Consider the following 17,596-nt stretch of genomic DNA (forward strand, 5'->3'; position numbering starts at 1 on the left):
ACATAAATTTAATGCAGAATATACGTTCGTATGCGGTGGGTTGTATGCTATACTACAATTAAATAAGGGGATTTTTATAATAGATAAAAAGATGCGGGGGAACAAAGTTTGACTACTAATACATCTCAGTTGTTTCAATATATTCATATGACAGAAGAACAGGAACAATTATCATCACGTTATTTAGAAACGAGAGAAGAAGAGATTTTAAATAATATTCAACTAACGACAATTAGAGATCAAAAAAGAGGCGATTTTGCCGAGCAATTTATAAATGATTTTAGAAAAGTATATAAACAAGATCCGGATTTCTTTCGGTTATTTTACCATATACTCGAGGGACAATTATTAAATGTTCTTGTAGTACGTTTTGCACATGTAAGTTTTCCTGAAATGAAGGTTTATTTAGAAAAAAGTGCACTTCCTTTAGACAAACTTGTAGCAATTGCATGTAAATATTTATCCAGTATTTCAAGTTATGTGAATGAAGCAGATGTTTTTCTTAGAGAATTAACAAAAGAGAACCCGAACTATATAGATGAACAATTACACGCTTTACCAACTCAGCAACAATTAACATTACTTCTTGTAATATTCGATGTAGATTATGAAAAGTTTCGTACATATAGTTCTTTATTGAATGAGAGATTAGAAGAGCATGCAGAATTTATATTGAGACTACCAGGAGAAAAGGAAAAGGTTGAAGCGGTTAAACAATATATGAAAGGTAAAGATGATAGTGAAGTATTTATAGGTGGGAATTTATCAGAACATATTTGGCGATTATTATTTAGTGTTCATAAGTATTCAAATGTTGCGAGGCGATATGTTGAGATATTAGCGAAGAAAAATGTGTGGAGTTTTATAAACTATGCAACACGTTATATGTGTCACACTCTCGGCCAGCCTCAAAACTACAAAAGAACAGGTAGTGTAAATAAGAAAACATATGAAGAGATTCAAATGTTTTGTAAACAGTTTTGGGTTTCTGAGGAAAGATTCTTTGCACACCGGCTGAGGCAACATGATTTGAATAGTGAAGATTTCTGTAAGACGTATGAATATGAATTACTATGCTTCATGGTGGAAGAAAATCCTGGATTTGTTCAACGTACTTTGCATTATTTAAGTAAAATTAATTATCTCATCATCGCACGAATGTTAGCTGAAAAAGGACATGAGCTAAATAGAGGGAAAATGCGAGAAGAATTTTTTGTGGCTGCTTTGCAAATTAAATTGTCTACAGTGCGGGATACATATCGTGATTATTTAATAGGGAAAGTGTCACTTGAGGATATGAAGCAAATACTTAAAAATCCGAAATATAGAAGTATGTATTGGGGTATGCCGGTGTTAGAGGTTGTACTTCTTTGGGATGTAGATGATGTAGCGAAGAGGGAAGCTGTACTTACACTACAATTCGGAGATGATTATAGTGTGAATTTATATGAACTTCTTTACGAATGTTCTGTCAGAGGGATAGAACCGAAACAAGTATTAGAAGATCTTCTTTCGTATGGGTTAAGTAAGGAAAAGCTTATCGCTTATGCAGTTGAACAAGCTGCATGCTACAGTGAAGAGAGAAATAAGGCGAAGGAAGCGCTCGTTCATGTCATTGTAAAAGAGCAAGCATACATAATTGAACGATTTGATGAGTATTCTGCTGTGGCAAAAGCATATATTTTAGAAGAGTTAGCAAGGGATAACATGGTTAAAATGCGTCCAATTTTAATCAAAAGCTTAGGCGCTTCATCTAAAAAAATGCGTGAGTCTGTAGTTAAACTTCTTTCAAAAGATGTAGAAGCGGCAGAAGATGTAGCAGTTGAACTTAATAATAAAAAGAAAATTGTCCGTGAACATGTGATGGAAATACTTATAGATTATAAGATTGAAAAATATATGCAACTTGTACAGGAAGCTTTACAAGAAAAGAAGAATGCCCCTTTTATTGAGAAGTTTGCTCCATTACTTGAAATAGGAAAAGTAGGAGGAGATTCAAGAAATATCGAAGAACTTTGTAGTCGTATAGTAACGGAACAAAAAAGAAATGCACTTGTACAGTGGATTGGGTTTGAACCAACGATCCGTCTTCGCGATTCAAAGGAAATAGCAGACGCAACAGTTCCGTTAGCTTATATACAGCAGTATATTTCAGATTCTGTTATTGAGAAGAAAGAGGCAGCTGAAGTAATTGGTAGTACTTTAAATGAACAAGACTTGAAAGAGTATGTACAAGTAATATATCAAATATGGATTTCTCAAGATGCAGATGTGAAGAAACGGGGAATCCTTTCATTATATGGAATGTTTAGTGATGACAAAATGGTAGGCATACTTAAAAAGCAAATTGATGAATGGGTGCTTCATATGAGAGGAAAGATTGCAGCGGATGCTGTTCGCGCTCTGGGGTTGTCCTCATCTAAGCTTGCACTTGAGTCTATTCATGCGATGGCATTTAAATATAAGCATAAGTTAGTGCGTAATGCGGCAAAAGAAGCACTAAGTCTTGCTGCGAAAACACGTGGTATAACGGAAGAAGAGCTGGAAGATCAATTGGTACCAAACCTTGGTTTCAATATACGTGGTGAAAAGAAGATTGATTTTGGAAATAGATGTTTTACTGCTATTTTAACTTCAGAGTCAAAAATTGAATTAGCGACAGAAGAAGGAAAACGTATGAAGTCACTTCCAAAGCCGAATGCAAAAGATGATGTAGAAAAAGCTGAAGAAGCTAAGAAAGAGTTAACCTCTTTAAAGAAGGATCTTCGAAGTACTCTTTCCATGCAGAAACAACGTTTGGAAGCCGCGCTATCACTAAAGCGCTATTGGTCATACGATACGTGGAAGCCGGTATTTATGGAAAATCCAATTATGAAGCAATTTGCCATTTCACTTATTTGGGGTGAATATACGGAAGGAAAGTTGCTAAAAACGTTCCGATGTGCGGAGGATGATATGTTTTATTCAATGATAGGAGAGAATCATGAATTTTCATCTGGAACTGTTATCGGTTTAATTCATCCGTTAGAATTATCCGGGGCGGAAAAGGAGTTGTGGAAAGAGCAACTGACCAATTCGGGAATTGTCCAGCCATTCCTACAAATTGAACGTCCAGTGTTTGTAGTAGAGGAAAATGATGAGGTTGCTGCTGAGAGATTTGGCGGTATTTTACTAAATGGTCGCTCATTATTCGGTAAGATGACGAAACTTGGATGGACTCGCGGATCTGTTCAAGATGGCGGTGTTTATTATACGTTTTATAAAGAAGATACTCGCACTGGATTAGGGGCAGAGCTTTCATTTAGCGGAGCGCCGATTGGATATGAAGGTGAAGAAGATGTATGTGTATTTGAGATTCAATTTTATAAAGCCGGTACAGTGAACCGTGGTTCATATGAATATGACGAAATTGATGATGAGAGACGCATTGTACCAAAACAAGTAGATAAGCGCTTCTTTAGTGAAGTATTATATGATGTGCAATTAACGACCGAGTCAAATCTTGGTCATAATGAAAGCTGGCGTAGCGGACGATAAGAAAAACCCCCTTCATTGATAGGAAAATGAAGGGGGTTTTTCAATTTTTCTAAAAGGTTCTTTCACAATAGAAGCGAATAGATTGAGAGAGGAGGGATTGTATGGAAGTCGTCATAAAAAAGAAACGAAATAGGGGAAAAAGAATTTTTATTTGGTCTAGTAGTATTGTTCTTTTTTTGTTTATTTGCGCTATGATTTTTTTGAACATATATACGTTGAGTTCTATGCCAAAGATAGATGGAACGATAAAACTTGAGGATTTACAACATGCTGTTGCGGTGAAACGAGATAGTAAAGGTGTACCACATATTAAAGCGGAAAATGCGCATGATTTATATTTCTCGCAAGGGTATGTACAAGCGCAAGATCGTTTGTTTCAAATGGATTTAAGTAGAAGGCAAGCTTCTGGAATGTTAAGTGAAGTTGTTGGGGAAGCAGCTGTTGATCGAGATAAATTGTTTCGAACGCTCGGTTTACGGCGAGCGGCAGAAGCATCTGTTAGTCAATATGACGGGGAAGCGAAATATGCCCTGCAGTCATTCGCGGATGGGGTGAATACTTTTATACGTGAAGCGAAGGCCGAAAAGAAATTGCCAGTGGAGTTTACTCTATTAGGTTATGAACCTGCTGAATGGTCAATCGTGGATTCTTTAACGATTGGAAAGTATATGGCGTTTGATTTAGGAGGACATTGGCACGGACAAGCATTTCGATATTGGGCGTTGAAAAATCTTCCGGAAGAGCAAGCAAATGAACTATTTCCTACATATCCGAAAGATGCACCTAGATTGCTAGCTGAACTGAAAAATACAAATGTGGACGTAGCACAAAGTTTTGCAAAAACGATCATTCCGCCTGAGTTTAACGGTAGTAATAACTGGGGCATAAGCGGTGAGAAGAGTGCGTCTGGTAAGCCAATTTTAGCAGATGATCCTCATTTATCTCTTGCGACGCCTTCTATTTGGTATCAATCGCAACTTGAAATGAAAGATTTAAATGTGAGTGGCGTTATTTTCGCAGGAGTACCAGGTGTTATATTAGGTCACAATGACAAAATAGCATGGGGCGTTACGAATACTGGTCCTGATGTGCAAGATTTATATATTGAGAAGCGAAATCCTAATAATGAAAATGAATTTTTGTATAACGATAAGTGGGAAAAAGCTACGGTTGTTGATGAATCTATTAAAGTAAAAGGCGGGAAAACAATTCCGTATAACGTGACGGTTACGAGGCATGGTCCAGTAATTTCAGAGTTTGCAGATAAAGGGAAAGAGAAAACGAAAACAGTATTCGCTTTGAAATGGACTGCTTTAGAGCCATCAGCTGAATTAAAGGCTGTATTAAATATGAATAAAGCGAAAGACTGGAATGAGTTTGAAACTGCTCTTCAAGATTTTCATACACCAACTCAAAACTTTGTGTTTGCATCAAATGACGGAACCATTGCTTACAAAGCGAATGGAAATATACCAGTACGTAAAAAAGGTGATGGTAGTTTGCCAGTGCCAGGATGGACAGATGAATATGAATGGGAAGGGTATATTCCGTTTGATCAGCTACCGAAAGTAATAAATCCAAAACAAGGGTTTATTTCAACTGCAAATAATAAAATTGTTGATGACGATTATCCATACCATATTAGTAATACGTGGGCGCAGCCGTATAGGCAAATGCGTATTCAAGAGTTTTTACAAGAGAAGGAAAAGTATACGGTGAAAGATTTAGAAGATTTACAGATGGATCAAAAAAATTTATATGGGAAAGAGTTTAGTCCTATATTGTTAAAAGAGTTAAATAAAGCATCTTTAAATGAAGTAGAGAAAGAAGGCGTAAAACAATTAACAAAGTGGAATTTTTACGATAGTAAAGATGAAGCGGCACCATTAATATTCCATTTGTTAATGAAAGAGATTTCGAATACGCTATTTTCAAAAGAAATACCGAAAGATGTGATGGAGTTATTTGAAGGGAAGTCACAAGTAGTTGATGAATTGATTCGTAAACAAGTAGCAGGAGAAAATAGCGCTTGGTTTACGAAGTACGGAGGCTTCACAGAAGTTGTACATACATCGTACGTAAATGTAATGAAGAACTTGCAGAAGGAGTATGGACCGAATGTTGGAGAATGGAAGTGGGGCGATTACCATCAACTTGCTTTTACACATCCGATTTCGAGATCATCTAGTATGTTAGCATTACTTGCATTTAATCGTGAGAAACCAGTTCCAATTGGCGGAAGCCAAGTTACCGTTCAAGCAGCAAGTTACGGAGATAACGGTATTGTCAATCACGGAGCTTCTTGGCGATTCGTTATTGATACGAAAGATATGTCAAACGGTTATCATATCGTAGGGCCAGGACAATCAGGAAACTTTAGAAGCGATTGGTATCATGATCAAATAGATGATTGGGTAAACGGAACGTATCATACGACTACACTGAATATGGAGGGAATAGAAGGGAAAGTGTTAACTTTACAGCCGAAGTGATAATATTTCCACTGATGAAAACTGTTAAATTAGAACATAACCCAGTTCTTAAATCATTTTAAAAGCCTACTATCAGTTAAATTGATAGTAGGCTTTTGTATTTTAGAGAATAAGATTCAATGATTTTATTATGACAAAACAGTAAGTGTTTTAACATTTACTTATACGATAACGGGGCTTATTTACTCTGTTACAAAAGAAACCACACAAAGCGTTCTTTTTCTTTGTTGCTCATTTTTATACACCGCATAACATTTTATTATTCAATAATTCCAATTTCTAGAGCCTTTTGAACAGCTTCTTCTTTGTTACGAACTCCTAACTTTGTATAAGCTGTGGAAGCATAGTTTCTGACCGTACCATTCGATAAATATAACCTTGATGCTATGGTAGTGTATCGAAGTCCTTTTGCTACTAACTGCAATATTTCTATCTCTCTAGCTGTTAGCTCATAAGCATTTGCTTTTGATTGTGGTGTCTCGATTTGCTCATCAAACTTCTCAAATATTTTGTGAGACATTCCCTGATCAATCAGTGTCCCACCTTTGTGAATAAGTCGGATCGTATTAGCTAGCTCCAACGTTTCAATAGATTTAAGTAGAAAACCATCCGCACCGTTGCGAAGTGATTCCAACGCCTGTTCGGTATCTTGAAAAGTTGTAAAAATCAATACACGGATATGTGGCCATTGTTGCTTAATCTTTTTGGTTGCTTCGACACCATCCATGTGCTGCATATCTAAATCCATAAGTATAACATGGGGTTGAAGGCGCCCGCACAAATCGATGGCTTGATTGCCATCCTCAGCCAAACCGACTACATTTAAATCTTCATATCTATCGAGTAGTGTCCTCAAACTTTCCCGAACAAATGGCTGATCGTCTACAATTAACAAACGAATAAGTCCATCTTTTATTTCAGTTTGTCGCGGTATGGTACATGTAACAAGCATTCCTTCCTCTGGCTTTGTATATACAGACAATTGACCTTGCAAATTCATTGCCCGTTCTTTCATCGCATTCATACCGAAGCCTTCTTGCCATTCTATATTTCCTTTTCCATTATCTTGAACTTCTAACCTCGTATATTGTTGTTCAAACTGCAATGAAACTATAATTTCAGTCCCCTGGCCATGACGTACTGCATTCGTAAGGGACTCTTGTAAGCAACGAATGAATGCGATCTTCGCTTGCCGAGATAGTTGATATTCCTCTCCGAATGTCCTAAAACTTACATTCACCTGAGCGTGCTCCTGAAATTCGGCTCCAAGATTTTGTAGAGATTGAATCAAGGAAGGGGATTGACACGGAGAATCCATTTGATGTAGGTAACCTCTCACGTCCTCAATACTTTTACGTCCCATTTCAAGCAGAGAATCTAGCCTCTGTATACCCATCTCAGTAGCAAGTTCGGTACGCAACGTTTCCATCCCCATAATAATAGAAGTATAAGCGTGACCAACTGTATCATGAAGCTCGCTCGACAGCCTGTTCCGTTCTTCTGCCAGTGTAATGCGTTCAATCTGAGACATATATTGCTCAAGTACTGCATTTTGTTTACGAATCGCTTCGTTTTGCTTATGATTGACGATTAATAAATGGAAAGCGAAGCCCATTACATAAGCAAGTCCATAGTAGGTAACCAAAATCCAATAGCTATTACTTGGTGCAACCGCATGGAAAATTCCAGTTGTTATAAAAACTGTTGTTGGAGCTGTCCAATAATAGGACAAATGCTTACTATTCGCAGCAATCAGAAAAACCGATATAAGAAATGTCTTGTTAGCTTCCGGAAATAAAGAGGTTAAATATATACACAGTCCACCATATAGCAGTATTTCTGTGAACAAGTAATATTTGTAATTGAACAGTAAGGCTACCCATGGAATAGAGAAGGCAACAACCTCCCAAAAAATAATAATCCAAAGTGGCAATGTTAAACCATCCTGAAAATCTAATGTGATTAGGACGATAGAGACACTAACAAGTATACGGACTCCTAACATAATCCAATCGTACCAAAACCAATACTTAACCATATCTAACAAGTCATTTACCCCCTAAGTAGCCTACCTTTTTACTTCATATATTATAATTTAATCCTTCATGCCTATTATACTTTTAAATTTAAAACTGCGATACTACTCACAGATTGCAAACTTCTATCGATTTAGTTGCCGAATCATGCTACGTGTATAGCCCCCAAGTTTCTTTGTCAAACCATCTACTATTCTAATACTTATGGCGGTAAATACTATACCCATAAACATTACAAAGAGGGACTTGGCAAAAGTATCTATCTGTATGAATATAATATTCATTTCGATGTATTGATACAGTAGTGGTGCCAACAGCAACATAAGTGGCATTACATAAAAAATGATTGCACTAATGAGACTGAAAATGCCAATCACTAATTTCTGCATTAACCAAAAGACAGCAGACCAAGTACGACGATCTGTAAGCACTAATTTCACCTGAGTCCAGTTCGATGTATCTATTGTTATACTTCTATCATAAGAGTCTGTTGAAATATCTGTATAAATTTTCGTCTGTATACGCTCGAATTGGATAAAAGGTGTAGTAGTCTGTAGTACACGTATAACTAGTGGAATCCCAATTACCGTAAATGAAAGGGTGAAGCTGAATAGCAGAGCTATTAGGTAAAAACAAAAATAAAACAAGCCTGTAACGAAAGTTAGCAATAAAAAATAACCATTCTGGATGAATCTTGATTTCATAAAGTTCATCGCTCCTATCTATGTAATAACCGGATTATACTGCTTTTTTTGTCATTCTCACTAGTGTAAAAGTGTCATATGACAGTTTTAAATGATGTTAAAAAGAGGAGAGTAACCTACTTCTGGTTAAAAAAGTTGCTTTTATTAATCTCCACAAAACAATCCCTTCTTGCAGATGCAAGAAGGGATTGTTTTGTACTTTTATTTAATATGAGATGGACTTGTTTTTCGAATGTGAAAAATAATATCAAATTGCTCAAGCAATGATTTATCAAAGTATGCCGATTCGTTTGGGAAGATTTGTCCCCCTATACTTAGTAATGGTCTTTTTGCTTTAACCCATTTCTCTGCTTGTCCTTTAAGGTGACGGTTATCCAATAAAAACATGTTATATGGTACTTTTCCAAGGGTATAATTAAAACTATTTACATTTTGTGGAATATCACGTGTTGTAATCTTACCTCCAGTGGAAGGGTCATATTCGCTGTATAAGGTGAAATTCCCCTCCGTAGTTGTACTACCAATTGTGACATAATTATTGTCTAAACGTTCCTTCAAAAACTGCCCCGCAACATAAGGGTATAATTTCTCATCGATAATTCCTTTAGCTATATGAATATTGTGTCCCCATACCATCGTTTTACCACCCAATGTCTCTTGTGCCCACATTGCATGATCTGCCAAGTATTGCTCATGTAGCTTTAACATACTTGGATAGTCGCTAGGAATTAGCATTGTGGTAAATTTTTCTATTGCACTTGCCGTTGCTTTCGCCCAGATGTACTCGGGTAAAACTATTTCTGTGTTGGCTTGATTATTCTCATCTTTTAGTAATCGAGCTACTTTCTCAGCGTTTGCTTTGAACTTTTCTTTTATTTCAGGAGCAAGGTTCATATATTCCTGTGTACTTCCATTAAAAGCCGACAATTCTTTATAATTTTCTTCTACTTCTGCCAGCAAATCTGGTCGATGCAGCCTTACATAATCAATTACTTTATTAAAGCAACCTTGGTCCAATTCCTTTAAGTCGAGCCCGATAAATTGGATCTTTTTTTTATTGGATGGATCAGCATTATAATCTTTCATCCACTCAATCATGGCTATGATTTCATCAGTAGGATATAACAAGTTTAAAAATTCCCTAGGGTTTCCTTTTCCTGTTTGGATATATTCATTTAGCTTTAAGCCGTTTCCCCAATCTTCTTCCATTGTGAAATTTGTAAAACCCATCTCAGTAACCAAATATTTCACAAGTCGAAACTTCATAGTGAAAATTTCAGAGCTTCCATGAGTATTCTCTCCTAATCCTACATATTGTGCACTCCCAATCATCTTCTTAAGTGGTTTTAAATCCTCAAATGATTTTGACGGCTCTATCGTTTTTAATTGGTAAGCCTGTGATTGTATTGATTTAACTATATTTTTTTGGATTGATTGGCCTGAATTTTCGACTGCTACTGTTTGAGCCTTTCCTACTTCTACACATCCTGTGACTAATAAAGCTGTACTAACCATTGCAATTATTCTTTTCTTATTCATTTTTTTCCACCTCAATTGAATTATTTTTAAAAGCAAGATTGATTCATGTACTTGCACGAATCAATTGCCTTAATTCAATTGTTATCTATCCCATATCATATTTTCTAGTTACATATTGTCATAAGGTTAATTGACACAGGTCATATGCTAATCATTACACTTTTGTACTATCGGTTATGACAACTTATAAATAATAATTGCATGGATGAGTCGCAAGTAAAACTAGATTATGAATTTGGGAGGGATTTTAAAGATGAATGAATCTGTATACAAAAATATTTTTATTCTAAGTTGTGTCTGTAGAAATGACAAGAAGTAAATTCGATAAACAAGTGAATGAAAAGGGAAGGGCGGATTACAATGAGATTACACGCAAAATCGTTCCACAATAAAGATAAAATCCAACGTGCTAAAATAGGACTTCAACTCTTTCTGAGTATCTTAATCATTACTTCTATTATCCTAAATGTAGTAGTAATAATTACGAAAAGTATGCCGCTTATTGTGGTATATATGTTTACCCCAGCATTATCTTCTATTTTGACTCGCATAATACTGAAAGAAGGGTTTAAAGATGTATCTTTTAGTCTCGGTAACTTAAAGATATGGAAGGGGATTGGTTTTGCTCTGCTAATCCCTATGATTATTTGCGGAATTACTTATTCTATCGCCTGGTTGAGCGGAATTGCGGGGTTTCAGCATCCCGAAGGTGGTATGTTAGAACCAATCTACAATATGCTTGGACTTCAGTATGTAACGGCACCATTCAGTTTCATTTATCTAGTAGTATTGAGCGGCATTTTCGGAAGTTTGCTTGGCTTAATCCCAGCTTTGGGAGAAGAAATGGGGTGGCGAGGTTATATGCTCACAAGGCTAGTCGATGCAGAGTTTTCACGGCCCATCCTTATTAGTGGATTGATTTGGGCAACGTGGCATGTTCCAATTGTTATTGCTGGCCTATATGTAGCGGGACCATCTGTCGTTCTTTCAGTACTTGGTATCTATCTTTGTATTGTGCCATTCGGTTATATTACAGCTTATTTACGACTTATCACAGGTAGCATTTGGCCTTCGGTTATCATCCATGCTACTTGGAATGCCATTATTCAAGGACCTTTCACACGTGCAAGTACAGGATATCAAACTGAGATTTGGATTGGAGAATCTGGCTTGATAACCGCTATTATTATCTTAATTACTGCAATAATTACGTCTCGAATAGTGAATTTTACCAAATATCATAATTAGGCGGATGTTATATACAAATATAATGGAGGTGTAATCATGAATATTCAAAGATATGAAAGTAATACGAATAAAGTAAATGTAAAAGTAATACAAACAAAAAGCGAATATAGATAAAAATTTTTTGATACATTTATGAGTATAAAAATTTATTTATACGAAAAGATAGATGTGGTTAGATTATAAGAAAAAATTCAATAACTTCAATCGTGAAAAGATAAAAAAGGAGCGGAAATACGCTCCTTTTTTATTTACCTTACTATTTTTAGGAGGTTAGTATGAATAAGGTATGGATAAAGGTTGAATAGCATTTTTATTGATGAAATTTCATTAAATATTCTTGTGGAATATATGTGAAACATTGTATAGAATAAGCAAGTATGTCAAAAATTATAGGAGGAAACTTATGAAGAAAAGTAAGAGTTTAGTAAGTATTTTAGGAGTGTGTATCATGTTGTTTTCTTTTTGTTTCCAGGGAAATATACAGGCGGATGTAAATACTGTTCAATCTGGAAAAATAAAATCAGGAAACGTAACGGTATGGGAAGTAGGCAATGTAGCGAAAGTGTTAGCAGATGTAGAGCGCTTGAATTTAAATACGGTGAATGTACCTATTCAAGTAGATATTTCGGATGTAAATTCGGCTAATATGGTAATTAATCAGGCGCAAAAGAAACAAGCTATTATTTTAATTCAAGAATTATTAAAGCATAATATACAAGTTATATTGGAGCCGTTTCCGTTTATTCAGCAAGGAAATATTGGAGAAACAGAGTGGAACCCTAGTAATATTAACGATTTCTTCTGGAATTGGAAAACTGTTGTTTTACAAGATATTTTTAATTCCATTACAAGTAAGTACAATATTTATGGGCTGAAAATCGCTTCTAATTTCGTGAATATGGAATATGCAGAAGGATATTGGAATGATACGATTAATTTTGTTCGCCAGCAGTATAAAGGAAATGTTTTGTATCAAATGAACTGGTGGTTAACTGCAAGTTGGGATCCTTCTTTTGAGGCGAAATTTAAAGAGAAAATAAATCGCCCGTATTTAAAAAAGGTGGACATTGTAAGTATTGATAGTTGGTTTGAAGTTTCAGGAAAAAGAAATCCATCATACGAAGAAGTAAAACAAAGCTTATTTGCGACGACAGTATACAATCGGGGCCAAAATGTTGTTCAGCAACTTGAGACATTACATAAAACAACTGGAAAGCCAGTTTATTTTGGTGGATTTAATGTGCCAGCACGTGAACTTGGACTACAAAGCCCGTGGAACCCAGATGTTACGAATGTGTTTTCAAAAGATGTACAACTTAACGGGTGGTGTGCTTACCGAGATGTATTAGAAGCGAAGCCATATTTTAAAGGTTTTTCAATTTGGTTTATCGGATCTAATGATAGTAATCATTCATATCAAATACATAGTAAAGAAGCAGAGACAGTTATTAATGGCTGGTATCGAAAATAAATTTTATAAAATAGGTAAGTTTTAGAATCCATTACATATATTTTAGTGAAAGGCCTTTCACCATCTTATCACCTAGGGGGCAATCATAATGAAATTTTTGTCATACCTTACAGTAATACTGGTGATTCTTGGCGGTTTGAATTGGTTGTTTGTAGCGTTAGATTATAATGTAGTTGAGAAATGGTTTGGTTCTATGCCGGCGCTTGTGGATACTATTTATTGGCTCTTTGGTCTTTCAGCTATTTATCAAATTTTCGATCGGTTCTTTACGAGTAAGTAGCTATTATACTTAATTACTAGAGTGTTAAGTACGATTATGTACTTAACACTTTTTTGTATGTTTATAAAAAGCAGGGTGCACATGCAAGCGATTCCATTGCGTCTTGCACCGTAATAACGGAAAACAAATTGACCGTGTATTGTATATAGGTTATAATTCAGAAAGTTTAAAAAATAATAAAAATGAGAAATAGGGAGGTTATCTGGGTGATGGAGAGAGTGTATAATTTTTCAGCAGGACCATCTATACTCCCTTTGCCAGTTTTAGAGAAAGTGCAAAAGGAGCTTGTAAATTATAACGGGACAGGCATGTCTGTTATGGAAATGAGCCATAGATCTTCTTATTTCCAAAGTATTATTGATGAAGCAAGTAGCTTACTTCGTGAATTAATGAACATTCCTGATGAGTATGAAGTATTATTTTTACAGGGCGGTGCGTCATTACAATTTTCTATGATACCGTTAAATTTAATGAGTACGTATAAAAAAGCTGGGTACGTACTGACAGGTTCATGGTCTAAAAAGGCGCTGCAAGAAGCCGGAAAAGTAGGAGAAGTACAAGTGATTGCTTCTTCTGAAAAAGAGAAGTTTACTACGATTCCTAAAATGGATGATTTACCAAATGATGAAGAACTAGATTATGTACATATTACAACGAACAATACAATTGAGGGGACAAAATATGTGGATATTCCACATTTAGAAAGAGTGCCGCTCGTTGCGGATATGTCCTCAAATATTTTATCAGAACAATATGATGTTACGAAGTTTGGTCTCATATATGCGGGTGCGCAAAAGAATTTAGGGCCAGCGGGTTTAACGATTGTAATTATAAAAAGAGATTTAATTGGCAGTGTAAATAGTGCTTGTCCTACGATGTTAAACTATGAAACTTACAGTGAAAATAACTCCCTATATAATACACCGCCAACCTTTAGTATTTATGTAGCAAAACTTGTACTAGAGTGGTTGAAAGAACAAGGCGGGGTATCTGCGATTGAAGAACAAAATAGAATGAAATCTTCACTTCTTTACAATTTTTTAGATGAATCTAAATTGTTTACTTCACCAGTTGATCCCACGTATCGGTCACTTATGAATATTCCGTTTACAACACCGTCAGAAGAGCTTAACAATCAGTTTTTACAAAAATCGAAAGAGCGCGGTTTCGTGACGCTAAAGGGACATCGTTCAGTCGGCGGTATGCGCGCTAGTGTTTACAATGCGATGCCAACCCAAGGTGTACAAGAATTAGTAGACTATATGAAGGAATTTGAGCTTGAAAATAGATAGGGAGATGGGGATATGTTTCGTGTTCAGACGTTAAATCAAATTGCCGAAAAGGGTTTGCAAATTTTTGATGGGAATCGCTATGAAATTGGAGACAAAGTAGGTCATCCAGATGGTATTTTACTTCGCAGCTATTCTTTACATGAAGAAGAGTTTTCAGAAGATTTAAAGGCGATTGCAAGAGCTGGTGCCGGTGTAAATAATATTCCTGTTGAGCGTTGTACGGAAAAAGGGATTGTAGTATTTAATACGCCAGGGGCTAATGCGAATGCAGTGAAGGAACTTATTATCGCAAGCCTTATTATGTCTTCCCGTAATATTATAAATGGAGTGAGCTGGACGAAAGAGTTGGATGGAGAAGAAGTACCACAGCTTGTTGAAGCAGGGAAAAAGCAATTCGTTGGATCAGAAATTGCAGGGAAACGTTTAGGTGTTATCGGTCTTGGCGCAATTGGTGCTTTAGTTGCAAATGATGCGTTATCTTTAGGGATGGACGTTGTTGGCTACGACCCGTATATATCAGTTGAAACAGCATGGCGTCTTTCTACGCAAGTACAAAGAGCGTTTAGCCTAGATGAAATTTTTGCAACGTGTGATTATATTACACTTCATATTCCTCTTACGAACCAAACGAAGGGGATTATTGGTGAACACGCTATAGAGACGATGAAAAAAGGAATGCGTCTATTCAATTTCTCAAGAGGAGAACTTGTAGATGAAAATGCTCTTCAAAAGGCGTTAGAAGAAGATATTATTACACATTACGTAACAGATTTTCCGAATGAAAATGTGATAAAGATGAAAAATGTAACAGCAACTCCTCACCTTGGTGCATCTACGTCTGAATCTGAAGAAAATTGTGCAGTAATGGCTGCACGTCAATTACGTGAGTATTTAGAGACAGGTAATATTCGTAATTCAGTAAACTATCCAAACGTAGAGCTTCCGTACATTGGAAAAAAACGAATTACAATTATGCATCAAAACGTTCCGAACATGGTAGGACAAATTACAGGATGTTTAGCAGAACATCATATTAATATTGCGGATATGATTAATCGTAGTAAACATTCTTGGGCGTACACAATGATTGATATTGATAACGGAATTGATGATATAATGAAAGAGGATATTGTGGAAAATATAAGTAAAATCACAGGTGTTGTAGCCGTTCGAATGATTGTGTAAAGGAGAGAGAAACTTGGCAAAAATCCGACCGTTTCGTGCTATTCGTCCAGTAGAAGGAAAAGCAGCACAAGTAGCAGCTTTACCGTATGACGTATTAAATAGTGAAGAGGCAAGAGAGGTTGTAAAAGGGAATCCATATTCTTTCTTACACGTTGATAAAGCAGAAATTGATTTAGACCCGGCACTTTCACCGTACGATGATCGCGTATATGAACAAGCGGGTGAAAATTTAAAGCAATTTATACAAGAAGAAGTGTTCGTTCAAGATGAGGAGCCAGCGCTTTACATTTATGAACTGACGATGCAAGGAAGAACGCAGTCAGGCCTTGTCGTTTGTACATCGATTGACGAGTATGAAGATGATACAATTAAAAAACATGAAAGAACGCGTCATGAAAAAGAACTTGATCGTATTCGCCACGTAGATGTGTGTGACGCAAATACGGGGCCAATCTTTTTAACGTATCGTACAAAAGAAGAAGTGAAACGTTTCATTGCAAACTGGAAAGAAGAACATGCGCCAATCTTTACATTTACAGCAGAAGATGGCGTTAGGCATGTTGCGTGGAAGATTGCAGATGAAGAAGTAATTGCCACTTTAGTAAATGCATTTGAAGATATTCATAACTTGTACATTGCAGATGGACATCACCGCTCTGCATCAGCTGCAAAAGTAGGGCTAATGCGAAGAGAGCAATATCCGAATTACACAGGAGAAGAGGAATTCAATTTCTTCCTATCTGTTTTATTCCCTCATGATGAATTATCAATTTGGGACTATAACCGTGTTGTGAAAGATTTAAATGGCTTATCAGTAGAGCAATTTTTAAAGCAAGTTGCGCAATATTTTTATGTGGAAGAAGCAGGGGTTTCACCGTATAAACCAAATGAGCCAAAAACATTTGGAATGTATGTAAACGAGAAGTGGTATAAGCTCACTGTGAAAGAGGAAACATTTGATGCGAATGATCTCGTTAAAGGTTTAGATGTATCTATTCTGCAAGATCATTTATTAAGCCAAGTACTTGAAATACATGATCCACGATCTGATTCACACATTGATTTTGTCGGAGGAATCCGCGGATTAGAAGAATTAGAACGCCTTGTAAATAGCGGTGAATATAAAGCAGCGTTTTCATTATATCCGACATCAATGGAAGCTTTATTATCAATCGCAGACGCAGGGGAAGTTATGCCGCCAAAATCAACGTGGTTTGAACCGAAACTGCGCAGTGGGTTGTTTGTTCATTCGCTAAAGTAAATATAGACTTCTACAGTTTGGAAAAACCGAAATGATTTTTAATTTCGGTTTTTCTTTTGTAACAAATGGAATGTCAGTTTAATTAATTGTGGACTGTTTTTGAGGAGGGGTATGGATGAAATTGCAAGTAGGCGAAAAAATCACCTTTGAACGAACGTTTACAAAAGAAGATGTTGTTTTATTTACAGAAGTATCTAAAGATGAAGGTGTTCATCATGTTACACCAGATGAGCAGGGGAGATTTGTTGTACAAGGGCTGTTAACATCAACGCTGCCTACAAAAATTGGCGGTGACTATAACGTACTAGCTCGCAAGATGGATTTTGAATTTTTACGTCCTGTTTTTAGCGGTGATACAATTCGTTGTGACGTAACTATTGAACAATTTGAACCCGATGAAAAACATCGCACAAAAATTATTGCGATGTTTATATGTAGAAATCAAGTTGAAAAAGAAGTTATGAAGGGGAGTTTTTCGGGGATTATTCTTTAGTTAGTAGGAAAAGTAATGAATAGGTGGGGGGGGGCACATGCCTCTCGGGCTTAGATTT

At 36.2% G+C, this 17,596-nt stretch carries 12 protein-coding genes; 9 read left to right on the forward strand and 3 right to left on the reverse strand.

What is annotated here, in order from left to right; translation table 11 throughout:
• The first annotated feature begins 108 nt into the window (after window positions 1-108).
• Both ABH959_RS16760 and ABH959_RS16765 read left to right on the forward strand, forming a co-directional pair.
• A complete protein-coding gene (locus tag ABH959_RS16760) occupies window positions 109-3,537 on the forward strand; it encodes a DUF4132 domain-containing protein (RefSeq protein ID WP_113935892.1) in 3,429 nt (1,142 codons plus the stop codon).
• Window positions 3,538-3,638: 101 nt separating this feature from the next.
• Window positions 3,639-6,029, forward strand: coding sequence for a penicillin acylase family protein (locus ABH959_RS16765; protein ID WP_404492934.1), 2,391 nt, complete (start codon window positions 3,639-3,641; stop codon window positions 6,027-6,029).
• A gap of 259 nt (window positions 6,030-6,288) precedes the next feature.
• Here the strand turns inward: ABH959_RS16765 and ABH959_RS16770 are convergent, their stop codons facing one another.
• The 3 genes from ABH959_RS16770 to ABH959_RS16780 form a co-directional block, all read right to left on the reverse strand.
• Entirely contained in the window at window positions 6,289-8,076 is a 1,788-nt protein-coding gene (locus ABH959_RS16770) for a helix-turn-helix transcriptional regulator (RefSeq protein ID WP_113935890.1), read from the reverse strand.
• A gap of 114 nt (window positions 8,077-8,190) precedes the next feature.
• Window positions 8,191-8,769: a sensor domain-containing protein gene (locus ABH959_RS16775; RefSeq protein ID WP_098780070.1), complete on the reverse strand. Its 579-nt coding sequence runs from the start codon at window positions 8,767-8,769 to the stop codon at window positions 8,191-8,193.
• Window positions 8,770-8,970: 201 nt separating this feature from the next.
• Complete coding sequence (locus ABH959_RS16780; RefSeq protein ID WP_113935889.1) at window positions 8,971-10,308, reverse strand: erythromycin esterase family protein; 1,338 nt, start codon at window positions 10,306-10,308, stop codon at window positions 8,971-8,973.
• Window positions 10,309-10,668: 360 nt separating this feature from the next.
• On the opposite strand from ABH959_RS16780, the gene ABH959_RS16785 reads away from it, so the two are divergent.
• From ABH959_RS16785 to ABH959_RS16815, 7 genes are all read left to right on the forward strand, one after another.
• A complete protein-coding gene (locus tag ABH959_RS16785) occupies window positions 10,669-11,556 on the forward strand; it encodes a type II CAAX endopeptidase family protein (RefSeq protein ID WP_113935888.1) in 888 nt (295 codons plus the stop codon).
• A gap of 403 nt (window positions 11,557-11,959) precedes the next feature.
• Window positions 11,960-13,027, forward strand: a complete 1,068-nt coding sequence (locus tag ABH959_RS16790; RefSeq protein WP_113935887.1) for a glycoside hydrolase family 113 — start codon at window positions 11,960-11,962, stop codon at window positions 13,025-13,027.
• An 88-nt stretch (window positions 13,028-13,115) separates the two neighbouring features.
• On the forward strand, window positions 13,116-13,307 hold the full coding sequence (locus ABH959_RS16795) for a DUF378 domain-containing protein (protein ID WP_002084566.1): 192 nt from the start codon (window positions 13,116-13,118) through the stop codon (window positions 13,305-13,307).
• A 209-nt stretch (window positions 13,308-13,516) separates the two neighbouring features.
• The gene (gene serC, locus ABH959_RS16800; RefSeq protein ID WP_002137211.1) at window positions 13,517-14,599 is read left to right on the forward strand and encodes a 3-phosphoserine/phosphohydroxythreonine transaminase; all 1,083 of its coding nucleotides are present in this window, start codon (window positions 13,517-13,519) and stop codon (window positions 14,597-14,599) included.
• 12 nt (window positions 14,600-14,611) lie between these two features.
• Entirely contained in the window at window positions 14,612-15,784 is a 1,173-nt protein-coding gene (locus tag ABH959_RS16805) for a phosphoglycerate dehydrogenase (RefSeq protein ID WP_404492935.1), read from the forward strand.
• Between the two features lie 13 nt (window positions 15,785-15,797).
• Window positions 15,798-17,045 (forward strand): DUF1015 domain-containing protein, encoded by a 1,248-nt coding sequence (locus ABH959_RS16810; protein WP_404492936.1) that lies wholly within the window; start codon window positions 15,798-15,800, stop codon window positions 17,043-17,045.
• 115 nt (window positions 17,046-17,160) lie between these two features.
• Complete coding sequence (locus tag ABH959_RS16815) at window positions 17,161-17,538, forward strand: hotdog family protein (protein WP_404492937.1); 378 nt, start codon at window positions 17,161-17,163, stop codon at window positions 17,536-17,538.
• Window positions 17,539-17,596: the final 58 nt, after the last annotated feature.

Origin of the sequence: Bacillus sp. RC51 (assembly GCF_044908115.1) — a bacterium.
GTDB classification, from domain to species: domain Bacteria; phylum Bacillota; class Bacilli; order Bacillales; family Bacillaceae_G; genus Bacillus_A; species Bacillus_A mycoides.